This window comes from Bradyrhizobium nivariense, from assembly GCF_029846695.2.
In the GTDB taxonomy this organism is placed as follows: Bacteria; Pseudomonadota; Alphaproteobacteria; order Rhizobiales; family Xanthobacteraceae; genus Bradyrhizobium.
Genome location: NZ_JARWCR020000045.1, coordinates 1 through 22,487, shown reverse-complemented (window position 1 = coordinate 22,487; position 22,487 = coordinate 1). Strand labels below are relative to the sequence as shown.

At 64.9% G+C, this 22,487-nt stretch carries 21 protein-coding genes; 9 read left to right on the top strand and 12 right to left on the bottom strand.

The window, feature by feature from the left end:
- Window positions 1-67: 67 nt before the first annotated feature.
- The 4 genes from QCM77_RS29530 to QCM77_RS29515 form a co-directional block, all read right to left on the bottom strand.
- A complete protein-coding gene (locus QCM77_RS29530; protein ID WP_279666685.1) occupies window positions 68-1,576 on the bottom strand; it encodes a glycosyltransferase family 39 protein in 1,509 nt (502 codons plus the stop codon).
- A gap of 98 nt (window positions 1,577-1,674) precedes the next feature.
- On the bottom strand, window positions 1,675-2,502 hold the full coding sequence (gene rnhB, locus QCM77_RS29525; protein ID WP_279685949.1) for a ribonuclease HII: 828 nt from the start codon (window positions 2,500-2,502) through the stop codon (window positions 1,675-1,677).
- A gap of 77 nt (window positions 2,503-2,579) precedes the next feature.
- A complete protein-coding gene (locus QCM77_RS29520; RefSeq protein ID WP_279666689.1) occupies window positions 2,580-3,035 on the bottom strand; it encodes a VOC family protein in 456 nt (151 codons plus the stop codon).
- Window positions 3,036-3,059: 24 nt separating this feature from the next.
- Entirely contained in the window at window positions 3,060-4,235 is a 1,176-nt protein-coding gene (locus QCM77_RS29515) for a PA0069 family radical SAM protein (RefSeq protein ID WP_279666690.1), read from the bottom strand.
- Between the two features lie 210 nt (window positions 4,236-4,445).
- Here QCM77_RS29515 and QCM77_RS29510 point away from each other — a divergent pair, with 210 nt between their 5' ends.
- Both QCM77_RS29510 and QCM77_RS29505 read left to right on the top strand, forming a co-directional pair.
- Complete coding sequence (locus QCM77_RS29510) at window positions 4,446-6,860, top strand: phosphoketolase family protein (RefSeq protein WP_279685964.1); 2,415 nt, start codon at window positions 4,446-4,448, stop codon at window positions 6,858-6,860.
- Window positions 6,861-6,868: 8 nt separating this feature from the next.
- Window positions 6,869-8,059 carry an acetate/propionate family kinase gene (locus tag QCM77_RS29505; RefSeq protein ID WP_279666691.1) on the top strand — a complete coding sequence of 397 codons (1,191 nt, stop codon included), beginning with the start codon at window positions 6,869-6,871 and terminating at the stop codon, window positions 8,057-8,059.
- Window positions 8,060-8,139: 80 nt separating this feature from the next.
- Here QCM77_RS29505 and QCM77_RS29500 read toward each other — a convergent pair whose 3' ends face one another.
- Entirely contained in the window at window positions 8,140-8,979 is an 840-nt protein-coding gene (locus QCM77_RS29500; RefSeq protein WP_279666692.1) for an RMD1 family protein, read from the bottom strand.
- A 330-nt stretch (window positions 8,980-9,309) separates the two neighbouring features.
- Between QCM77_RS29500 and QCM77_RS29495 the strand changes: the two genes are divergently transcribed.
- Window positions 9,310-9,885, top strand: a complete 576-nt coding sequence (locus QCM77_RS29495) for a glycosyltransferase family protein (protein WP_279685947.1) — start codon at window positions 9,310-9,312, stop codon at window positions 9,883-9,885.
- Between the two features lie 64 nt (window positions 9,886-9,949).
- Window positions 9,950-10,924, top strand: a complete 975-nt coding sequence (locus QCM77_RS29490) for a bifunctional helix-turn-helix transcriptional regulator/GNAT family N-acetyltransferase (RefSeq protein WP_279666695.1) — start codon at window positions 9,950-9,952, stop codon at window positions 10,922-10,924.
- A gap of 230 nt (window positions 10,925-11,154) precedes the next feature.
- Here the strand turns inward: QCM77_RS29490 and moaB are convergent, their stop codons facing one another.
- Both moaB and ypfJ read right to left on the bottom strand, forming a co-directional pair.
- Window positions 11,155-11,718, bottom strand: coding sequence for a molybdenum cofactor biosynthesis protein B (gene moaB / locus QCM77_RS29485; RefSeq protein ID WP_279666697.1), 564 nt, complete (start codon window positions 11,716-11,718; stop codon window positions 11,155-11,157).
- 198 nt (window positions 11,719-11,916) lie between these two features.
- Window positions 11,917-12,858: a KPN_02809 family neutral zinc metallopeptidase gene (ypfJ, locus tag QCM77_RS29480; protein ID WP_279666700.1), complete on the bottom strand. Its 942-nt coding sequence runs from the start codon at window positions 12,856-12,858 to the stop codon at window positions 11,917-11,919.
- A gap of 410 nt (window positions 12,859-13,268) precedes the next feature.
- Between ypfJ and QCM77_RS29475 the strand changes: the two genes are divergently transcribed.
- The 3 genes from QCM77_RS29475 to QCM77_RS29465 all read left to right on the top strand — a co-directional run bounded on the left by QCM77_RS29475 (window position 13,269) and on the right by QCM77_RS29465 (window position 15,625).
- On the top strand, window positions 13,269-14,399 hold the full coding sequence (locus QCM77_RS29475; protein WP_279685945.1) for a site-specific DNA-methyltransferase: 1,131 nt from the start codon (window positions 13,269-13,271) through the stop codon (window positions 14,397-14,399).
- Window positions 14,400-14,491: 92 nt separating this feature from the next.
- Window positions 14,492-14,818 carry a hypothetical protein gene (locus QCM77_RS29470; protein ID WP_279666703.1) on the top strand — a complete coding sequence of 109 codons (327 nt, stop codon included), beginning with the start codon at window positions 14,492-14,494 and terminating at the stop codon, window positions 14,816-14,818.
- Window positions 14,819-14,938: 120 nt separating this feature from the next.
- Window positions 14,939-15,625 (top strand): glutathione S-transferase family protein, encoded by a 687-nt coding sequence (locus QCM77_RS29465; protein WP_279685944.1) that lies wholly within the window; start codon window positions 14,939-14,941, stop codon window positions 15,623-15,625.
- A gap of 57 nt (window positions 15,626-15,682) precedes the next feature.
- Here the strand turns inward: QCM77_RS29465 and QCM77_RS29460 are convergent, their stop codons facing one another.
- The 3 genes from QCM77_RS29460 to QCM77_RS29450 all read right to left on the bottom strand — a co-directional run bounded on the left by QCM77_RS29460 (window position 15,683) and on the right by QCM77_RS29450 (window position 18,716).
- Window positions 15,683-17,692 (bottom strand): methyl-accepting chemotaxis protein, encoded by a 2,010-nt coding sequence (locus tag QCM77_RS29460; protein WP_279685943.1) that lies wholly within the window; start codon window positions 17,690-17,692, stop codon window positions 15,683-15,685.
- Between the two features lie 290 nt (window positions 17,693-17,982).
- Entirely contained in the window at window positions 17,983-18,183 is a 201-nt protein-coding gene (locus tag QCM77_RS29455; RefSeq protein WP_279666745.1) for a YjiS-like domain-containing protein, read from the bottom strand.
- 89 nt (window positions 18,184-18,272) lie between these two features.
- On the bottom strand, window positions 18,273-18,716 hold the full coding sequence (locus QCM77_RS29450) for a nuclear transport factor 2 family protein (RefSeq protein ID WP_279685942.1): 444 nt from the start codon (window positions 18,714-18,716) through the stop codon (window positions 18,273-18,275).
- A 92-nt stretch (window positions 18,717-18,808) separates the two neighbouring features.
- Here QCM77_RS29450 and QCM77_RS29445 point away from each other — a divergent pair, with 92 nt between their 5' ends.
- Complete coding sequence (locus QCM77_RS29445; RefSeq protein ID WP_279685940.1) at window positions 18,809-19,726, top strand: LysR family transcriptional regulator; 918 nt, start codon at window positions 18,809-18,811, stop codon at window positions 19,724-19,726.
- Between the two features lie 42 nt (window positions 19,727-19,768).
- Here the strand turns inward: QCM77_RS29445 and QCM77_RS29440 are convergent, their stop codons facing one another.
- On the bottom strand, window positions 19,769-20,389 hold the full coding sequence (locus QCM77_RS29440; RefSeq protein WP_279666709.1) for a glutathione S-transferase family protein: 621 nt from the start codon (window positions 20,387-20,389) through the stop codon (window positions 19,769-19,771).
- A 126-nt stretch (window positions 20,390-20,515) separates the two neighbouring features.
- Here QCM77_RS29440 and QCM77_RS29435 point away from each other — a divergent pair, with 126 nt between their 5' ends.
- Window positions 20,516-21,799 carry a flavin-dependent oxidoreductase gene (locus tag QCM77_RS29435; RefSeq protein ID WP_279685939.1) on the top strand — a complete coding sequence of 428 codons (1,284 nt, stop codon included), beginning with the start codon at window positions 20,516-20,518 and terminating at the stop codon, window positions 21,797-21,799.
- A 193-nt stretch (window positions 21,800-21,992) separates the two neighbouring features.
- Here the strand turns inward: QCM77_RS29435 and QCM77_RS29430 are convergent.
- The coding region (locus QCM77_RS29430) for a hypothetical protein (RefSeq protein WP_279685938.1) at window positions 21,993-22,487 on the bottom strand (495 nt) is incomplete at its 5' end.

Below are 22,487 nucleotides of genomic sequence, written 5' to 3'. Positions count from 1 at the left end.
CATAGCGTGTCGAAGACGCGCGTAAACGCGCTTATGGTGCCGCGCAGCGTCCGGGGCAGAGAGCCGCTTACGTCCCCTTCGGCCGCACGATGGCCCAGCCGATCCGCAGCAGCTGCTGGCGTCCGGTCACCAGCCATTCGAAGGCACGCGGCACTTCCGGCACGATGCCGGGAAAGCGCGCGAGGATGTCCGGAGGCGGCGTGCCGGCGGTATCGGAGGCGCGCCAGACCACGACGCCGCCGGTCTCGCTGAATTTTGCCTGATTCATCCACGGTGTGCGCGCGGGCTCGGCATCGATGAAGAGATGCGGCCGGCCGGAATGCAGCGTGATCAGGCTCGCAAGCTGGGTCTCGCCGGCGACCGCGCGCAGGCGATGATTGGTGCGGCGGGCAAAGCTCTCGTCGAAGAAGTCCGAAATCGCCCGCGCCGGCATCGAGGTCGCGATCTCGTTGGCACCGGTCCAGGGCAGGAACAGGACGGCGAGCACGACGCCGATTGCGGGCGCCACGACGGCAGCGGCCCACACCATCCGCAGCATCTTCGCGCGGCGCATCGCGATGAGATCGCCGGCCACCACGACCACGGCAAGCCCCGACATGACCAGCACGACGCCGGCGCCGCCGACGACGGTGTCAAGGCCCAGCAGGCCGGAGATCAGCACCGCACCGAGCGCCGGCGCCAGCGCGAAGAAATAGACGAAGTTGCGCGCGAGCGGCTCGACCGGCGGGCGGTAGATGATCGGCGCCTCCTCGCTCTTGGGAACGAATGGGGCGGTGTTGAGGACCGTCAGCGCCGGGATCGCCGCCGCGCCGAGCAGGAGCCCTCCGAGCAGCCAGACCGCGTGCAGCGCGCGGGCATTGAGCTCGGCGACCTCAGGCAGGGCCGGCAGGACGAGCGCCTCGGCGCGCATCATCCAGACGGCATAGGGCAATGCCAGCACGGCGACGACCACCAGCGCAAACAGCGGATCAAATGCGCGCAACGTGCGGCGGCCGCCCGCGGTTGCGAGCGCGAAGACGATGAGCAGCGGCAGGAGGAAGATCGCAGCCGGCGTCGTCAGCAGCAAGAGGCCGGCCTCGATCGACCAGGCGAACCAGGCGGTGCTGCGGCGCTGGCCGATGATCTGCCAGGAATGCAGCAGCAGCAGCGCCCAGAGCGGCCGCGCCAGCACCAGGGGGCCGAAGTCGAGTGCGGCCGACGAGAACGCCAGCACCGTCATGGTGAGCAGCACCGCCAGCACCGCCTGCTGGGGGCCGACCACCGCGCGGGACAGATGATAGAGCGTGATAAAGGTCGCGATTCCGCAGAGCTCGGCCAGGACGTAGACACCGAACACGTGGCCGCCGGCGGCGCGATAGGCGATGTCGGCGAGCCAGACCGGCAAGGGCGGCCCGAGATCGGTGCCGACCTGGTATTCGCGGCCGAACGCCAGCACGGTCGCAAGGCTGCCGGGCGGACTGCGGTAGAACACCAGCGCCACGAACAGCCACATCGCGGCCTGCAACAACACGGCGATCCACACGATCAGCCGCGGCCGGGCACGAATGAGCTCGATGACCAGGGAGGTAAACCGCATGCAACGTCCGAAAGATGCAGCCAACCCGTTCAGCCGGCCCTAATCGCTCACGAGTGTTTTGATAGAGGGCGGCACGCGTCGTGGCAACCGAGTCTCGTCTAGAGATTTGCCGCCGCGTCGGCTTCCACGCTTGCTTCCACGCTTGCTTCCACCTGCACCTCGACGTCAGTCACCGCAAACAGGTCCTGCGCCGGCTCGACCGTCCAGGGCATGTGCTTGGCGCGGGCGGCGGCGACAGGGGCGAAGAAGCTGCGGTGGTGGACGGTGGGACCGAGGCGGTCGAGCGCGTCGAGGTGCTCGGGAACGGCGTAGCCCTTGTGCTGCTCGAAACCGTAGCCGGGGCAGTCCTGCGCCAGCGCGCACATCAGGCGGTCCCGCGTCACCTTGGCGACGATGGAGGCCGCAGCGATCGACAGGACGATGCCGTCGCCGCCGATCACGGCCTCGCAGTCGCATTCCGTATCGAGGCGGTCGCGGCCGTCGACGAAGACGTGCCGGGGCGCCTCAGGCAGCGCCACCACGGCGCGCTTCAAGGCCCACAGCGAGGCGCGCAGGATATTGTCGCGGTCGATCCGGGAGCGCGAGGCGACGGCCACCGAGACCTGGGCGGTGGCGCAGATCTTGTCGAACAGCCTTTCGCGCTCCTCGGCCGTCAGGCGCTTGGAATCGTCGATGCCGCGCGGGATGCGGTCGGGATCGAGAATCACCGCAGCCGCCACCACAGGACCGGCCAGCGGCCCGCGGCCGGCCTCATCGCAGCCGGCCACCGGCCAGACGCCGCGCTTGATCAGCGCGCGCTCGCGGCGGAAGCTCGGGGCGACAATGATGGCGCTCTTGCCAGCCGGCGCCGCCTTGACCAATTTTTTGGGCGCAGCCTTCTCAGGCGCGCCTTTGGCCGGCTTTTTTGCGGATTGATCCCGAATCATGGCCGGGATCGTGCGCAAGGCGCCTCGCCTGCGCAACCGGGAACCTCGGACAATTCCCGTTATTCAAGTCAGCCGCCCTATTCCGCCAGATGCACCCGCCGGTCCTCGCCGACATCGATGCCGGGCGCGACCACGACCTCCCAGGGATGGCCGTCGGGGTCGGCGAAATAGCCGGAATAGCCGCCATAGTCGGTCTCATGCGCGGCCTTCAGCAGCGCGGCTCCCTTGCTGACGGCGAAAGCCAGCACCGCGTCCACCTCCTCACGCGCGCGACAGTTCCATGCGAGCGTCATGCCGCGGAACGTCGATGGCCTCGGATTATCAGCCAATTTGGCGTCGACCGCGAGCTGATCCCAGGGAAACAGCGCCAGCACCGAACCGCCGGTGTCATAGAACGCAACGGCCTCACCGGTCACTTTCAGCCGGCGCGAGAAACCGAGCGCGTCGTAAAAGGCAATGCTGGCGCGGATGTCATTCACGCCCAGCGTGATGACGGTGAGCCGCGGGATTGGAGCTGGCAGTTCCTTACTCATACGACACCTCTCCCACTTCGTCCCTCAGAACAGGCTGAGCTGATCGCCGTTCCGCTTCGGCCTGGCAAAATGATCCGTCGTCAGCTTGGAGCGCCGCTTGTTCAGCCCAAGCCTGTCGCAGGCGATCTCGAAGCGGCGGCCGATGGTCCAGGCCATCGGGCCGGTGCCCTTCATCCGCTCGCCCCATTTCGCGTCGTAGTCGCGGCCGCCGCGCATGTCGCGGATCAGCGTGAAGACGTGGCGGTAGCGGTCCGGATAGTTCGCCATCAGCCATTCGCGGAAGAGATCGCGCACCTCCAGCGGCAGCCGCAGCAGCACGTAGGAGGCTTCCTTGACGCCGGCATGAGCTGCGGCGTCCAGAATACGCTCGATCTCGGAATCGTTGAGTGCGGGAATGACGGGCGCGACCATCACGGTGGTCGGAATGCCCGCGTCGGAGAGCTGCTTCAGCGCTTCCAGCCGCTTCGGCGGCGTCGACGCCCGCGGCTCCATGGCGCGCGCCAGTTTCGGATCGAGCGAGGTAACGGAGATCCCGACCTTGGCGAGGTTGCGCTTGGCCATCCGCGCGAGAATGTCGATGTCGCGCACGACCAGCGCCGACTTGGTGACGATGCCGACGGGATGGCCGGCACGCTCCAGCACCTCCAGAATGCCGCGCATGATTTTGCGCTCGCGCTCGATCGGCTGATAGGGATCGGTGTTGGTGCCGATCGCGATCATCCGCGGCTCGTAGCCGGGCGCCGCGAGCTCCTTCTCGAGCAGCGTGGGCGCATCGGGCTTCACGAACAGCTTTGACTCGAAGTCGAGCCCCGGCGACAGGCCGAGAAAGGCATGGGTCGGCCGTGCGAAGCAATAGACGCAGCCGTGCTCGCAGCCGCGATAGGGATTGATGGAGCGGTCGAAGCCGATGTCGGGAGAATCGTTGCGAGTGATCACCTTGCGCGAGGTGTCGATCCCGATCGTGGTCTTGAACGGCGGCAGCTCTTCAAGGCTCTGCCAGCCATCGTCGAAGGCGACGCGCGCCTCGGCCTCGAAGCGGCCGCTGGCGTTGGATTGCGCACCCCGCCCTCGCCTGCGCGCGCGGTCGATGGCGACGCCAAGCTCGGGGAAATCGGCGGGAACATCTGAAAGCGCACCCGCCGGCTCGGAGGGCGCCGTGACCGGCGGGTGCTTGAGAGCATGAGAGGATGCTGGACTCATGAAGCCAACATAGCACGTCAAAAGAACAAATCAAGAACACAAACAATAAACCTGAAAAACAACCCCATGCACCGTAGCCGCCCAAATTTCAGGCGCGTCTTTGACCTCACGCAACCTGCCCATCGCGACGATTTCGTCTGATCCCGGACAGGGATCAATCGTCGCAGAACAATGTTGGTGACGATCGCTGGGGTGAAGGTCGGCAAGAACATGACAAATCAACAACAAGCGGCCGTAGCGAGCAGCGACCTCGATCTGCTCGATCGCTACTGGCGCGCTGCGAACTACCTCTCCGTCGGGCAAATCTACCTGCTCGACAACCCGCTGCTGCGCGAGCCCTTGCGGCCCGAGCACATCAAGCCGCGTTTGCTCGGCCATTGGGGCACAACGCCCGGTTTGAACTTCATTTATGCCCATCTCAACCGCGTCATCCGCGCGCTGGACCTGAGCGTGATCTATGTCTGCGGTCCCGGCCATGGCGGCCCAGGCATGGTCGCCAACACCTATCTCGAAGGCAGCTACAGTGAGATCTATCCCGATATCGCGCGCGATACGGACGGATTGCGCAAACTGTTCAGGCAGTTCTCCTTCCCCGGCGGCATCCCGAGTCACGCGGCGCCGGAAACGCCGGGCTCGATCCATGAAGGCGGCGAGCTCGGTTACGCGCTGGTGCATGCCTATGGCGCGGCATTCGACAATCCCGACCTGATCGTCGCCTGTGTCGTCGGCGACGGCGAGGCCGAGACCGGCCCGCTCGCGGCGTCCTGGCACTGCAACAAGTTCCTCAATCCCAAGCATGACGGCGCGGTGCTGCCGATCCTGCATCTCAACGGCTACAAGATCGCAAACCCCACCGTGCTCGGGCGGATGCGCGACGAGGAGATCCGCGATCTTTTCCGCGGGTTCGGCCACGAGCCGCTGTTCGTCGAGGGCGACGACCCCAAATTGATACACCAGGCCATGGCGGACGCGCTCGATGTCACGCTTGCCAGCATCCGCTCGATCCAGCAGCACGCCCGCCACAGTCGCGAGAGCGTCGAACGCTCGCGCTGGCCGATGATCGTGCTGCGCAGCCCGAAGGGCTGGACCGGCCCGAAGGAGGTCGACGGGAAGAAGGTCGAAGGTTTTTGGCGTGCGCATCAAGTGCCCGTCGCGAACTGCCGCGAGAATCCGGCGCATCTGAAGATTCTCGAAGACTGGATGCGCAGCTACGAGCCGGAAAAGCTGTTCGACGCGAGCGGTGCGCTCATTGCTGAGCTCCAGGCGCTCGCGCCCGAAGGCAATCGCCGCATGGGCGCCAATCCGCACGCCAATGGCGGACTTCTGAAGAAGGAGCTGAAGCTGCCGGACTTCCGCAGCTTCGCCGTCGAGGTGCCGCAACCTGGCGGCGTCGTGGCGGAGGCAACCCGCGAGCTCGGCAAATTCCTGCGCGACGTCATCCGCCTCAACGCCGAGGCGCGTAACTTCCGCATCATGGGCCCGGACGAGACCGCGTCAAACCGGCTCGATGCGGTGTTCGAGGCGACCGAACGCGTCTGGATGGAAAAGACCGAATCTTACGACGTGCATCTCGCCCAGGACGGCCGCGTGATGGAGGTGCTGAGCGAGCATCTCTGCCAGGGCTGGTTAGAGGGCTATCTGCTCACGGGCCGACACGGCCTCTTCTCCTGCTACGAGGCGTTCATCCACATCGTGGATTCCATGTTCAACCAGCACGCCAAATGGCTGAAGGTGACGCGGCATCTCGCATGGCGGCGCCCGATCGCCTCGCTCAATTATCTGCTGACCTCGCATGTCTGGCGTCAGGACCACAACGGCTTCAGCCATCAGGATCCCGGTTTCGTCGATCTCGTCGCCAACAAGAAGGCCGACATCGTCCGCATCTACTTCCCACCGGATGCCAACACGCTGCTGTGGATCGCCGATCATTGCCTGCGCACCTATGACCGCATCAACGTGATCGTCGCCGGCAAGCAGCCGGCGCCGCAATGGCTGTCGATGCAGGAAGCGGCCACGCATTGCGATGCCGGCATCGGCATCTGGAGCTGGGCCGGCACGGAAGACGCGAATAGCGAGCCCGATGTCGTGATGGCCTGCGCTGGCGACGTGCCGACATTGGAGACGCTTGCGGCCGTCGACCTGCTGCGCAAGGCGCTGCCCGATCTGAAGATCCGCGTCGTCAACGTCGTCGACCTCATGACGCTGCAACCGAACGAGCAGCATCCGCATGGCCTCAGCGATCGCGACTTCGACGGCCTGTTCACACGCGACAAGCCGGTGATCTTCGCCTATCACGGCTACCCCTACCTGATCCACCGGCTGACCTATAACCGCACCAACCATGCCGGCATGCATGTGCGTGGCTTTGCCGAGGAAGGCACCACGACGACGCCGTTCGATATGGTCGTGCTCAACGGGCTCGACCGCTATCACCTCGCGATCGAGGCGATCGAGCGCGTGCCGGGGCTCGCGGCCAAGGCGGCGCAGGTGAAGCAGCAATTCCGAGACAAGCTGATCGAGCATTCGCACTATGTGCGCGAGCACGGTGAGGACATGCCGGAAGTGCAGGGCTGGGTCTGGCCGAACAGCGCAGGCGGCAACACTCCGGCGGAGCCAGGCGACTGAGGGCAGCCATGTCGAACACGGTTCTCGTTCTCAACTCGGGATCGTCGAGCATCAAGTTCGGCCTGTTCGATATCTCGGCGGCCGAGCCCACCCTGCTCTGCAAGGGCCTGCTCGACGAGCACGAGACGAAGCCGCGGCTCGTCGTGAAGAGCCCCGCGGGCGAAGACCTGTTCGAGGCGCAGAGAGAGGCGCCGAACGCCGACGGTGGTCATCTGTTCGCCGACGTGCTCGCCTTCATCAAGGACCATTTTAGCCAGCACCGCCTGCGCGCGGTGGGGCACCGCATCGTTCACGGCGGGCCGGATTATTCAGGGCCGGTCGGACTGACGGACGACGTTTACGCGAAGCTGGAGGCGCTGACACCGCTTGCGCCGCTACACCAGCCGCGTTGTATCGAGCCGATCCGCACCATCAGGGCGATCCGGCCCGACCTGACGCAGATCGCCTGTTTCGACACCGCCTTCCATCACGGCCTGGCGCCGCCCGCGAGCCGCTTCGCCCTCCCGAGGCGCTATGAAGAGCGCGGCGTCCGGCGCTACGGATTTCACGGCCTCTCCTTCGAATACGTCGCGGGCCGTCTCGCCGAGATCGCGCCGCAGCTTGCAGCGAAGCGCACCGTGATCGCGCATCTCGGCAACGGTGCGAGCCTGTGCGGCTTGCGCGACGGCCGCAGCATCGACACCACGATGGGACTGACGCCGCTCGACGGGCTGGTGATGGGCACGCGCTGCGGCGCGATCGACCCTGGCGTGCTGCTCTATCTGCAACAGCACGAGAGAATGTCTGTCGAGGATGTCCAGCACCTGCTCTATCACGAGTCAGGCCTGCACGGTGTCTCCGGCATCTCCTCGGACATGCGCGTGCTGCTTGCGAGCCGCGAGGCCGCGGCGCGGGAGGCGGTCGAGCTCTTCACGTTTCGTGCCGCGCAGGAAGTCGCGGTGATGGCGACCACGCTTGGCGGGCTGGACTGCCTGGTCTTCACCGGCGGCATCGGCGAGCATGCCAGCGAAATCCGCAGCGCGATCGGTGAACGTCTCGACTGGCTCGGTGTGCGGATCGATGCCGCTGCGAATGATGCGGCGCGCGAGCGTATCAGCGGTGACGATAGCGCCATCGATGTCTTCGTCATTCCGACGAATGAGGAACTGATGATCGCACGGCATTGTGCGGCGGTGCTGCGACAAGACAATCGCATTTGAGAGAATGTGCGCATTTTGAGAATGCGTGGCAGAGCGCCGCCTTACGGCGCGTCTCGAACCACACGGCCAAGGACGCAGAGTCAGTGCGTCCCCGACCAAATCTGAAAACACCCGATCGCGACCTCGATCACGATCAGCACCACCACCGCGATTTCGAGGCGCAGCGAGCGCTGGGTGTCGATGATGTCGGTGAGCGCGTTGGCGGTCTCGGACACGGCGGTGAGCTTGCGCTCGAGCGTGTCGAGGCGCTCTTTCAATTCGTACTCGTCTTCCAGGCGGGCATAGAGCCGGTCGAGCTCGGGCTTCTCCCAGAGCACGTCCGGCTTCTCGGCCACAGCAACACGGCCGGCGACGCGCTGCTGGACGAGAAGCGCATTGCCGATCAGTTGCAAGATGCCCTTGCGCCGGGGCGGCGTGCGGCCCTGCTCGGCGAGCTTGCGCGCAAAGGGCTCGATCACGTCGAAGACCGCAGCGACGCGGCGCTCGTCGCGCGCGAGCGAGGTGCTCTTGGCGAGCGCATCCGCAATCAGCAGCAGCCGGTCGTCGGAGAATTTGGCGAGGCAGATCGGACCGCCCGGCAGGATCGCCTCGGCGCTTTCGTCCTTGCAGAGCTGGGCCTGCGCGATCTCCTCCTCATGGGGGCTGAACTCGCCGATCACGCGGGGCTTCAGGCCGTCGATCAGCACCTTCTCCTCCGAAGGGAGGAGACCGATCAGCACCACGACGCCGTAGCGGAAGATCACCGCAAGGCCGGCATGGACGCGGAAGGCGGCCGGCGTCGAGGAGACAGTCGCACCCAGCTCGAGGCCGGAGGGATTGATGCGTTCACCCAGCATCACGGCGCGAATCCGCAAGGTCGGCGCGCCGTCCGGCCTGGGAGATGTTGCCGGCGTGTTAACAGCAAGTTGATCGGCGTTCATTCGAAGCCCTCGTCAGCAGCGCGATTGCACGTTTTTCCCGTTCCCGGGCTCATCCGCTATCGCATCCTCTTCTTGCAGGATTGCGAACGGCTGGCACGTCGCGCAATATCGCGGCTAACCTCCGGATTAATACGGTCAGGACAGGCCGGCGCCGAAACATTCGGCAATATCGCCAACCCGCATGGGACATATTTGGATGCGATGGCTCCAGCGGTTTACCATCGTAGACCGAGGCGCGGCCGAAAAGTTGCACTCGGCAGCGCCGCATGTTTATGACAACATCATAACGAGCTACGCTTCTCCCGAAGCGCAGACACCGAAGCCTCAATCATGCTGAGCGTCATCATACCGACGGAAGGCGTCGAGCAGACGACGGTCGCAACTCTGGCCGCGCTGGTACCGGGTGCCGCGGCGGGCGTGGTCCGGGAAGTGCTCCTGGTCGACGGCACCCGCAACGGCGTCATCGAGCGCGTTGCCGACGTCGCGGGCTGCCGTTTCATCGGCTTCGAGGGATCCTCGCAAGGCGCCGCGCTCGCCGCCGGCGCACTCCAGGCCCGTTCGCCCTGGTTGATGTTCCTTCCCGCAGGCGCCGTGCTGGAAACCGGCTGGATCGAGGAGACCACCCAGTTCATCCAGGCCGTCTCGTCCAGCGGCCGGAACCGTGCGGCCGTTTTCCGCTATGCGCGCTCGCCATACGCCAATGCCGGATTCCGCGACATCCTCCGGGCCGTGACGCGCAAGCTCGTCGGCCCGTTCGGCGATCAGGGACTTTTGATCGCGCGTGATCACTACGACCGGATCGGCGGCTACCCGCCCCAGGCCCGCCGTTCCGAGGCGCGGCTGCTCCGGCGGCTCGGCCGCTCGTCCCGGATCATGCTGCGCAGCCGGATCGTCATGGTCGGGTGAAGCCACCAGATACTTGCCAAAGTCAAATAATTATTTGACAATGGCAATTATCGAGGTGATTCCCATGCCAGCAATCCCTTCGCCATCAAGCACTGCGACCGACCAGGTCGCCGACGACCAGGTTCGGGCGGTTCGCGCCTTCAACCGCTTCTACACCCACAAGCTCGGCGTGCTCGACCAGCAGCTCCTGAAAACCCCGTTCTCGCTGAGCGAGGCGCGCGTGCTCTACGAGCTCGCCCGAGGTGGCGAGCAAACTGGCGGCGAGCAATCGGCCAAGGAGATCGGCATCGCGCTCGGGCTCGACGCCGGCTATCTCAGCCGCATCGTACAGAGTTTCGACGAGAGCGGCCTGATCGCGCGCAAGCCGCTTGCGAGCGACCGCCGGCAGGTCCAGCTGAGCCTCACGGCGAAGGGGCGCCAGGCGTTTGCCAGGCTCGAACGCGTGACGCAGGACGACGTTGCCGCGATGCTGCGGCCGCTGCTGGGCGACGAGCGCAGGAAGCTCACCGGCGCGATGGAGACGATCGAGCGCCTGCTCGCGCTGCCGCGCGCGCCGGCCCCGCGTGCGACCTTGCGCGATCCCCGCCCTGGCGACATGGGCTGGGTGGTGCAAAGCCATGGCGCGCTCTATGCCAGCGAATACGGCTTCGATTCCGGCTTCGAGGCGCTGGTGGCCGAGATCGTCGCCAAATACATGACCTCCTACGATCCCTCGCGCGAACGCTGCTGGATCGCCGACATCGAGGGTGGCCCGGTCGGCTCGGTGTTCCTGGTCAAGGCAAGCGACGACGTCGCCAAGCTGCGCCTGTTGCTGCTCGATCCGGCGGCGCGCGGCCAGGGCCTCGGCCAGCGGCTGGTCGCCGAATGCGTCTCCTTCGCGCGCGCCTGCGGCTATCGGCGGATGACGCTGTGGACGCAGAGCAACCTGATCGCCGCGCGCAAGATTTACGACGATGCCGGCTTCAGGATGACCGCGACCGAACCGCACCGCAGCTTCGGGCAAAATTTGGTCGGCGAGACCTGGGAACGGGATCTCTGACGGTCTCGCAGCGAGCGGATGCGCATTACTGTGCCCTCGCCCCTTGTGGGAGAGGGCAGCGACGCAGGTAAACACGAGCTCACTTGGGTGAGGGGGTTGTCTCCGAGGACGACTCTCTCGCAATGTGCGCGCGGAGAGAACCCCTCATCCGGCGCTTCGCGCCACCTTCCCCCACATCCGCCTTCGCCAAGGCTTCGGCGGACATGAGGGAGAAGGGAAGAAGCGCATGCTTACACCGTCGCGCCTTGCGCCTTCGTGCGCCGCAGATGCTCATCCAGCCGCGGCATGATCTCGACGAAATTGCAGGGACGCGTGCGGTAGTCGAGCTGGCTTGCGAGGATGCCGTCCCAGCCGTCGCGGCAGGCACCGGGCGAACCTGGGAGGCAGAAGATGTAGGTTGCGCCCGCGACGCCCGCAGTGGCGCGGCTCTGGATCGTCGACGTGCCGATCTTGGCGTGGCTCAGCATGTGGAATGCGATCGAGAAACCGTCCATGCGCTTCTCGAACAAGGGCTCGATCGCCTCCGGCGTGACGTCGCGCCCGGTGAAGCCGGTGCCGCCGGTGGTGATCACGACGTCGACGCCCGCGTCCGCAATCCAGCGGCGGATGACGGCGCGGATCGCCTCGACGTCGTCGGTGACGATCTCGCGCGCGGCGAGATGATGTCCGGCTGCAAGGAGGCGGTCGGCAAGCGTCTGGCCAGACTTGTCATCGGCGAGCGCGCGCGTATCGGAGACGGTGAGCACCGCGATATTGAGCGGGATGAACTGTTTTGTTTCGTCGATGGAGGCCACGACTTCACTCCTGCTTCACCAACCACCGCCGTCATCCTGAGGTGCGCGCCCTTGCGCGCCTCGAAGGATGGGACGGGCGCTCGCCATCCTTCGAGGCTCGCCAAGAGGCGAGCACCTCAGGATGACGCCGCTACTCTTGCATTCCCAGATGCGCAATTGCGCATCATAGTTCGCGCTGCGCCTCGGAATGACGGATAGCTACAACGCCCCGCCGCCGAACGTGTTGCAGGCCTGGACCGTGCCCTGCTGGTAGCCGGTCATGAACCACTGCTTGCGTTGCGCCGCCGAGCCGTGGGTGAAGGAATCGGGCACGACGCGGCCCGTGGCCTGGCGCTGCAGCGTGTCGTCGCCGATCGCGCTCGCCGTGGTGAGCGCGGCGTCGATGTCGCCCGGCTCCAGGAAGTTCGGCCGCTTCTTCGCCTCGCGATTGACCCAGACGCCGGACAGGCAGTCGGCCTGCAATTCGACCTTCACCTGGAGCGCATTCGACTCCGCCTTGCTGCCGGCCTGCTGCTGCAGCCGCGTCACGCGCGGAATGATGCCGAGCAGGTTCTGGATGTGATGGCCGGCCTCATGCGCGATGATGTAGGCGGTGGTGAAGTTACAGGCGGACTTGCCGGAGCAGCCGCGAAAGCGCGTCTCGACCTCGCGGAAGAAACCGGTGTCGAGGAAGATGGTCCTGTCGGGCGGACAATAGAACGGTCCCATCGCCGACTCTGCCCGGCCGCAGCGGCCGCCATTGGTGACGTTGCGGAACAGCACGACCTTCGGACCGGTGTAGGACTGGCCCGAGGCCTGGAAGATCTCGCTCCAGCGATCGTCGATCTCGCCGAGGATGCCGGAGATCATGCTGCCCATCTCGTCGGTCGGCGCGCCGCGCTTGGCGTTGGAGGACGACTGGCGATCGGTCTGGTAGGACGGCGCCTGGCCGCCGCCGGTGAGGATCTCGGCGCCGCCGATCAGGATGCGCGGATCGATCCCGAAGGCGTAGCCGACCAGGCCGAGCACGATGATGGTGCCGATGCCGAGCCCGCCGCCGCCCATGGGCAGACCGAACCCGCCTCCTCCTCCACCGCCGCCGCCACCATCGTCGCGACGATCCTCGATGTCGTCGCTGCGGCGGAAATCATCGTAGCGCATGGCGGCTTCCCTCGGTCCTGGATGGCATCATTTGGGCGCAGAGACGCCAAAGCTCAACGCGCCACACGCATAAAATTTCCATTGCGTTAATCAATATCCCGCTCGGCAATTATTGCCTAGTGCGACAGCATGGCAATGCCAGCAATTTTTTCCGGGCATCGAGCAATTTTTTCCGAGAGAAATTTGGAGTCTTTTTGCGCTCCGGCCACTCCCGCAACGCGAAGAAACGCGAAATACACTGCAAAACACGGCGAATGCGCAGAGCGAACCGCGTGCAATGCGCGATGTGAGGGCTGCTCACGAAAGCGGCGGGTTAAGTCGATTTTTACTTTGCCGCTTCAATGTAACGGTCAGTCGGTTGTTTGGTCCCGCGTCGCCGACAGCGTCGCCTGAGTCAGAGTTCTTGAGTCATGGTAGAGTCGCGTCGCGGGGCGTCTGCAAGGGCGCCCCGCACAAACTTTGAATCGCCTTCGCACAGCATCGTCCTCGGCGATTGCGTCGCCGAGATGTCGAAGCTTCAGGCTGGTTCGGTCGACCTGGTGTTCGCCGATCCGCCCTACAATCTCCAGCTCAAGGGCGATCTCAAACGCCCCGACGAATCCCATGTCGATGCGGTCAACGACGACTGGGACAAGTTCGATTCGTTCTCCGCCTATGACGATTTCACCCGCGCATGGCTGCTTGCCGCCCGCCGCGCGATGAAGCCATCGGCGACGATCTGGGTGATCGGCTCCTATCACAACATCTTCCGCGTCGGCGCGATCATGCAGGACCTCGGCTTCTGGCTCCTGAACGACATCGTCTGGCGCAAGTCCAACCCGATGCCGAATTTCCGCGGCCGCCGCTTCACCAACGCGCACGAAACCATGATCTGGGCCGCGCGCGACGAGAAGGCCAAGGGCTACACGTTCAACTACGAGGCACTGAAGGCCGCCAACGAGGACGTGCAGGCACGGTCCGACTGGCTGATCCCGCTCTGCACCGGCGACGAGCGCCTCAAGGGCGCCGACGGCAAGAAAGTGCACCCGACGCAGAAGCCGGAAGGCCTGCTCGCGCGCGTGCTGCTGTCATCGTCGAAACCGGGCGATCTCGTGATCGATCCCTTCAACGGCACCGGCACCACCGGCGCGGTCGCAAAACGCCTCGGCCGCTCCTATATCGGCTTCGAGCGCGACAAGGTCTACGCGAAAGCGGCCGAAGCGCGCATCGCCGCGGTCGAGCCGCTGCCGGAGGCAAGCCTCGCTCCGTTCATGACCGCGCGCGAAGCGCCGCGGGTGGCATTCTCCGAGCTGATCGAGCGCGGCATGATCATGCCCGGCACCAAGCTGTTCGACGCCAAGAAGAAGCTCGGCGCACTGGTCCGCGCCGACGGCGCCATCATGTTCGGCGACAAGGTCGGCTCGATCCATCGCATGGGCGCGGTGGCGCAAGGCGCACAAGCCTGCAACGGCTGGACCTTCTGGCACATCGAGACCAAAAAGGGACTCAAGCTGATCGATGAGCTGCGTGCCGAGATCCGCGCCGGCATGGCGGCGGGGTAAGATCCCCCGCCACGGAATGACGGGCGTGGTTGAACTCGGCCGTCGCCAGGACTAGGTTTAGCCGATCAGCCCGTCCTGACCGGTTGGCTCCCATGCGACGACAGTCCGAGACATTGCTGCTGGTGCCGCTGCTGCCGATCTTCCTGCTCGGCATGTTTCCGATGTTTTTGATCGCGCTGTTGGGATTTTTCGGCCTGGCCTTGTTCGGCGTGCTCGTAATCTGCGTCGGGCTCGCCAGCAGCAACGAGGCCCACGACAATTTCAATCACGACGTCATCGTGCACGGCTACGCGCGCGGATCGGAGCGCGCGGCGCGGGCTTCCGACATGCACCTCGCCGCGCGGCTTGGGCTGCGTCTCGAAGCGGTTGGTGCGGCGATGGTCATTACGGCGGCGATCGGCCTTTGTTACGCCGGCTGATCTGCGCGTCGCGCAGGTACCTCACGGCAAACTCGCCGGTTGCGCCCCCGGACCAGGTTCAGGCAAGAGAGAGCCTCGACGCTGCGTTCATTCTCTAAAAAGGGAAATGGGGAGACAAACATGCTCAAATTCTATTTCAACGGGTCGCCGAACCCGACCAAGGTCGCGCTCTATCTCGAAGAGTCCGGCCTGCCCTTCGAGCCGGTCAAGATCGACACCCGCACGGGCGAGCAGTTCACGCCGGACTATCTGAAGATCAATCCAAACGGCAAGGTGCCGGCGATCGACGATGGCGGCACCATTGTTTTCGACAGCAACGCCATCCTGCTCTATCTCGCCGAGAAGACCGGCAAATTCCTGCCCGCCGCCAATTTTCGCGGCGAGACGCTGTCATGGCTGATGTTCATCGCCACCGGCGTCGGGCCCTATTCGGGTCAGGCCGTGCACTTCAAGCATTTTGCGCCGAAGGACCAGAACCACGACTACGCGCATAACCGCTACCAGTTCGAGACCGATCGCCACTACAGGATTCTCGACGGTCACCTCGCCGACCGCCGCTATGTGGTCGGCGACAGCTATTCGATCGTCGACATGGCGCTGTGGGGTTGGGCACGGATGGTGCCGTTCAAGCTCGGCGACGACGCCTTTGCGCGATACCCGAATGTGAAGCGGCTGGTGGACGAGATATCGGCGCGGCCTGCGGCGGCGCGGGCGATCGCGCTGAAGGACAAGTTCACCTTCAAGGCGGAGATGGACGACGAGGCCCGCGGCAACATGTTCAAGCACATGACGACGAAAGTGGCCTGATCGCGCCACGCCGCTGTTCGAGGCCACGCGCATGCGCGTGGCCTTTTGCTTCGGGGCTCAGGCGGCGTGGACCGAGTTCAGGAACTTCCTGACCTCTTGCTGCAGCCGGTTGCTGTCGGCCGACAGCGAGCGCGCCGCCGAAAGCACCTGCGAGGAGGCCGAGCCGGTCTCGGAGGCGCCGCGCTGCACGTCGCCGATGTTGGACGACACAAGCTGCGTGCCATGGGCCGCCTGCTGGACGTTGCGGGAGATCTCCTGCGTGGCCGCACCCTGCTGTTCCACGGCAGCGGCGACCGTCGACGAGATCTCAGACAGACGCTCGATGGTGCCGCTGATTTCCCTGATCGAGCCGACCGACTCCTCCGTTGCGGCCTGGATGCCCGAGACCTGCTGGGCGATTTCGCCGGTGGCCTTCGCGGTCTGCTCGGCCAGCGCCTTGACCTCCGAGGCCACCACCGCAAAGCCGCGGCCGGCTTCTCCCGCGCGCGCCGCCTCGATGGTGGCGTTCAGCGCCAGGAGGTTGGTCTGGCCGGCAATGGTGCTGATCAGCTCGACCACGTCGCCGATGCGGGCCGCAGCCTTCGAGAGCTCGCCGACGCGCGCGTTGGTCCTGCTCGCCTGACCGACGGCTTCGCCGGCGATTCGGGCCGATTCCTGCACCTGGCGCGCGATCCCCGTCACCGACGAGGACAGCTGTTCCGTCGCCGAGGCGACGGCCTGCACATTTGCCGTGGCTTCCTGCGACGCGGAGGCGACTTCCGTCGATAGATCCTGGGCCCGCGAAGCGGTCGTGGTCAGGGTGCCGGCGGACGCTTCGAGCTCGTGCGAGGCCGACGACACGGTGTCGACGATCTCGCCCACCGCCTGCTCGAACTGGTCGGCCAGTTTGACCATGTCGGCTTTGCGGCTCTCGGCCTGCCGCGCCTCGACCTCGGTCTGCTCATGGCGCAGGCGCTCGGTCTCGACCATGTTGTCCTTGAACACCTGGATCGCCATCGCCATGTCGCCGATCTCGTCGGCTCTGCCGCGGCCGGGAATCGCGACCTCGAGATCGCCGCCGGCAAGCAGCCCCATCGCGTGCGTCATCGATGTCAGGGGACCCACGATGCTGCGGGCGATCAGGAAGGCGACGATCAATCCGAACAGGGTGGCAACGCCGCCGGCGATTTCCTGAATTGACGTCGTTCCGGCAATCACGGCTTCGGCATTGGCGCGCGAATCCTTGTAGTCCTTCTTCAAGGTGGTTTCCGCGACCTTGAGCTTGCCGATGCTCTCGACGATCAGCGGCGCGAGGTTCTTGTGATAGATTTCGTCGGCCTGGAGCATCGCGGCCGACGTCGTCTCGAACGCGGATTTGTAGATTCCGAGCGAAGTCTTCACCGGCGCGAGCGTGGTCCGCAATTCCGCGGCCTGAGGACTCTTTTCGATCGCCGCGAGGCGCTGTGATGCCCTGTCCACATTGGTCCTGAAGTTCGCGGGTCCCTTGACGTCGCGCAAGGCCAGGAAACGCCAGTTCGCGATTTGGACGAGAAGCAGCCTGGATTCGAGGTCCGCCACGAGGGCCGCGGTGTCTTCGTCGACGGCTGCGCGCGCCGTATCGACCAACTTGCCCATCTTGACGGTCAGTTCGTCGCCGCTCGGCAGCAGCGTCGCCTTGCCCGTCCTCGCGTCGTTGACGGCGTCGCCGAGATTGTCACGCAGGCTTTTCATCTTGGCGATGTCGGCGATGAGGCCGTCGTAAAGCTTTCGGCGCTCTTCCGAGAGCGTGCCCTTTGCCCCGACCTGTAAAAGCTCGTTTGCCGCCGCCTCCCGTTCCGCGGCCTCCTTCATCGCGGGCTCGCTGGCGTCGTAGATATAACGCAGATTGGCGCGCTGGATGGCCTGAAGATGGGTCGATATCTCCAGCACCCGCGCGGTGCTGTCTGAAAGCGCCGATTGTCTTCCGACCTGATCCTGGACCGCCCACAAATTCCAGACGGCAACCACCGCCATCACGAGACCGACGGCCACCAGGGCCATGAAGCCTGCGTACAGGCGTCCCCTGATCCGCAAACGAAGTTTCGGCATTCCCACTATCCACCCAGATGCATGTCAATTCGAGCGGCCGGCCGAATCCGGCGATCGTCACCGGCCACCCTGGCAGCCGCACATCGCGTCTTTCGCGACCCACGCTGCACCGCGACACAATGGGGGACACTCGTTAATTGAACCTTCAAATTTTTCGCGCGCGCATGCGTCAGATGGCACAACATCTGCTGATTTTATCGGCAGGTGAGCAAGGTTTTGGCGCGAAGCCCGCAGCGGCGTGCAGGCCGCTGCAGCTTATCCGGATGACGCCTGTCAGGCGCTCGCCTGCGTCAATTTGCCGAGCGCGTTCTCGACCACTTCCAGCGGAGGCGAGGCAACGTGCCCCGCCCCCACCGTTCTCTATTTTCGCCGGCGGGCTTATGCAGCTCGTAGGCAATCTCCGACCGGGACATCCCGAAGTCCTGAAGCTCCCGCTCGGTCATGGCAGCGAGCTGAAGCCGGGCGCGGGAGCGATCTCGCCGGGCCCGCATGATATCTATGAGCATCCGCCAGGCTTGCACGACGATCGCCGACCGCGGCGGACGGCACCGGTCGGCGGACGCGACGCCGCTCAATCCGCTCAGCTCGCGGCCCTCACGGCCGTTGGTGGAAACGGGCCGAGCGCCTTCTCGGTCAGGATCGAGTCGCAATATTCCCTGATCTCCTTGATCCTGCCGTCCTCCAGGCGAAACACCAGGCAGTAGTCGTTGTCGTAGCGGATGCCCTCGGGCGTGACATTGTCGCCCTTGGCTTCCACCACGACGATGTCGCCGTCGGCGATGATGCGGTGGGCGACCGTGCGGGTGCGGTCGACGAGCCGCGTGCGGACATAGCCGTGCAGATCGTTGAGGATCGACTGCTTCCCCGAGAAGGTGCGCGACCAGGAATATTGCCCGGTCACGACCCATTTGGCATCATCGGCAAGGCTTGCGGTGAACAACGCGCGGTCGCGCGCCTCCGGATCCGGGTTCGCGGCGGCGGCGAAAATGTCCTGCATCAGTTTCTTGTTGGCTGCGGCGCTCATGGCGGCATCTCCGTTTGGTGACATTACTGGAGATCATCGGCAATGATCGAGAATTCTTCAAATCGATAGCGGATATGATATCTATTCGCCTCATGAATTTGAATTTGCTCGACCTCAATCTCCTGACCGCGCTCGACGCACTGCTGCGCGAGGCCAGCGTCAGCCGCGCCGCCTTGCGGATCGGACTGTCGCAGCCGGCGGCGAGCCATGCGCTGCAGCGCCTGCGCGACATCTTTGGCGATCCGCTCCTGGTACGCACAGGTGCGCGGATGGAGCTGACGCTGCGGGCGCAAGCCTTGCGCGCGCCGCTGGCGCAGGCGCTCGACCAGGTGCGCGGGCTGTTCGTGCCTGACGATTTCGACGCCGGTCGCAGCGAACGGCAATTCCGCCTGATGATGCCGGATCTCGCGGTCGAGCTCCTGATGCCGCCCTTGATGGAGAAGGTGACGCGCCTTGCGCCCAATGTCCGCATCGAAATCGTACCGTGGCGGGGACCTGCGATCTTCAACACCGAGTTCGCCCGCACCATCGATCTGGTGATCTCGATCGGCAACGCCTTCAAGGGATTCCACCGCCACCTCCTCTACACCGACAGCGACGCGCTGGCGGTGCGGCGCGGCCATCCGATGGGCACGAAGCTGAAACGGCGCGAAACGTTCCTCGCCGCACGCCATGTCGGCGTCATCATCCGCGGCAGCGCGGAGGATCTGATCGACACCTGGCTGCGCACCAAGGGCATCGACCGGCACATTTCACTGGTCGTCCCGGGTTATCTCGAAGCGCTGCACGTCGCCGCCCGCACTGACCTCGTCGCCTTCGTGCCGCGCCGGCTGATCGCGGCGCTGTCGAAGCAGTTCGGCCTCGTCACGGTGACGCCGCCGCTCGACCCCGGCATCGACGAGCAGTTCATGTTCTACCCGACCCGCGCACAGATGGATCCCGGCTCGATCTGGTTGCGGCGGCTGATGCTGGAGACGGGACGGGAATTGGAGAAGCGGAAAGCTTCGTAGGTGGGTTGGCGAAGCGTAACCCACCTCTACGCTCCCGCACTCCTACGCCTTCTGCGCGTCCATCACCTTGCGCACGGCGGGGCGGTCGGACATGCGCTTGAAATGATCGGCGATCTTCGGCGTCGCGTTGATGTCGACGCTGTCGCCTTCGAGCCAGGTCGACAGGGTGTAAAGATAGGGATCGCAGATCGTATACTGCTCGCCCATCACCCAGGGTCCCTTGTACATCTTCTGCTCGATCAGGGAGAAGCAGGCGCCCATGGTCTTCGGGATCATCTGCTTCATGTCGGCGAACGAGCTCTCTTCGCTCGCCCAGCGCGCGCCGCGCATCTTGTGGGCATGGTTGATGTGCACGGTCGAGCAGAGGTAGGAGTTGAAGGACTGCACCTGGGCGAAGTCGAAGGGATCGTCGAGCGGCGCGAGTTTCGCCTTGGGGAAGGTCTGCGCGAGATAGGCCAGCATCGCCGGCGTCTCGGTGAGGACGCCACGATCGGTCACCAAGGCGGGCACGCGGCCCTTTGGGTTGATCGCGAGATAATCCGCGCTGTTCTGCTGGTTGTCCTTGAAGCTCAGCCGTTCAGCCGCGTAGTCGGCGCCGGCCTCTTCGAGGGTGATGTAGGTGGCGAGCGCGCAGGTGCCGGTGGCGTAGTACAGCTTGAGCATGTCGGACCTCATGGGAAAACCGGAAGTTAACGGCTGCGGGCCCCGGGGTCCATAGCACGACCTCCTCTTCGCAGTTGCCCACCGGCGCCAGGCTGTGCCAAGACGCCCTCAATTGGAGGGGTTTTCATGACCGTACTCATCGCCGGTGGCGGCATCGGCGGGCTGACGCTTGCGCTCAGCCTGCACGGAATCGGCGTTCCCGTAAAAGTGTTCGAGAGCGTCGCCGAACTGCGGCCGCTCGGTGTCGGCATCAACGTGCTGCCGCATGCGGTACGCGAGCTGATCGAACTCGGCCTGATGGACAAGCTCGATGCCAGCGGCGTACGCACCCGCGAGCTTGCCTATTTCTCCAAGCACGGCAAGCCGATCTGGAGCGAGCCGCGCGGGCTGGAGGCCGGTTATAAATGGCCGCAATTTTCGATCCATCGCGGCACGCTCCAGCAACTCCTGCTCGACACCGCGATCGAGCGCCTCGGCCGCGACAACATCCTGACCAGCCATCATCTGACCGGCTGGAGCGAAACCGCTGACGGCGTGCGCGCCGATTTCATCGACAAGGCGACCGGCAAGGCCGCGGGGACCTGCGACGGCACGATCCTGATCGCCGCCGACGGCATCCATTCGGCCGCGCGAGAAAAACTTTATCCCGACGAAGGCCTACCGATCTGGAACGGCCGCATCCTCTGGCGCGGCGTCACGCCTGCAAAAGCCTTCCTCAGCGGCCGCACCATGATCATGGCCGGCCACGAGATCCTGAAATTCGTCTGCTATCCGATCTCGAAGGCGCCGGACGCCGCGGGCAACCATTTGATCAACTGGGTCGCCGAGCGCCACATGCCGCCGACCTATCAATGGCGGCGCGAGGACTATAACCGCACCGCGCGGCTGGAGGAATTTTTGCCCTGGTTCGAGAGCTGGCAGTTCGATTGGCTCGACGTGCCCGGCCTGATCAAGAACTGCCCGCACGCCTACGAATATCCGCTGGTCGACCGCGATCCGGTGTCGCAATGGACCTTTGGCCGCGTCACGCTGATGGGCGACGCCGCGCATCCGATGTACCCGATCGGCTCCAACGGCGCCTCGCAGGCGATCCTCGATGCCCGCACCATCACCCGCGAGATCCTGGCCCACGGCCCGACGCAAGCGGCGCTGCTGGCCTATGAGGCCGAGCGGCGGCCTGCGACCACCGACCTCGTCCTGCTCAACCGCAAGAACGGCCCCGAACAGGTGATGCAGCTCGTCGAGGAGCGCGCGCCCGACGGCTACGACGTCGTCACCGACGTGCTGTCGCAGCAGGAGCTGGAAGATGTCGCCGCGAACTACAAGCGCGTCGCGGGGTTCCAGGTCGAGGCGCTGAATGCCAAACCTGCGATCGTATCGGAGGCGGACGGAAAGCGCGCGAGCGCTTGAGAGTTAGCTGATCATCGAGCCGTAAGCTCCGCTTCATCTCGCCCACCAGCATAAGGAGCTTCCGTAAGTTGCCGCACGCGCCTCGCCGCCGAAGGTAAATCAGCTGAGCCGGTGGCCCGCCTCGGCACTCCTGAAGAAGTTGGCGCGGCGGTCGTGTTCCTCATAAGCCGTCGAGGAGCTTCTGCGGCTCGGCTCAGATGGGCAGAAGTACGATTTCCGAATACAGCGTGTCGAGGTTGTCGGGCGCCGGCAGCCGGGAGCGATAGCAGGTTGGCATTGGGAGAAGTAAGCCCCGGGGCTGGACCGGAAAGAGTCGCGCGTCTGCGACCAGCGCCGCGGTCCGCTGCCGCCACAGGATCGCAAGTTTGATGTGCTCAAGATGCCGAGCGAGCAGCTCCGGCGCACTGCAATGCAGGATGTCCGAATACGGGATTGGCAGCGGCACCCCCAGCCGTCTCCTTGCAAGCCGGTGAATGCGGCGCTTCACCACGACATAGGCACAATCAGACCCATCGCTGACGGTAAGCTGCAGGCAATCATATGGCGCGTGATCGTCGAATATGTGTTTCGGCATGGAATAAGGACCCCGTTTTCGGGGTGATCGGCATCCAATCGGGACCCCGGGATAAGGGTCCACAGTGGCTTCCATCGAGTCATGGAAGCCGAGGTTGGGATGCTGGTGGTGGAG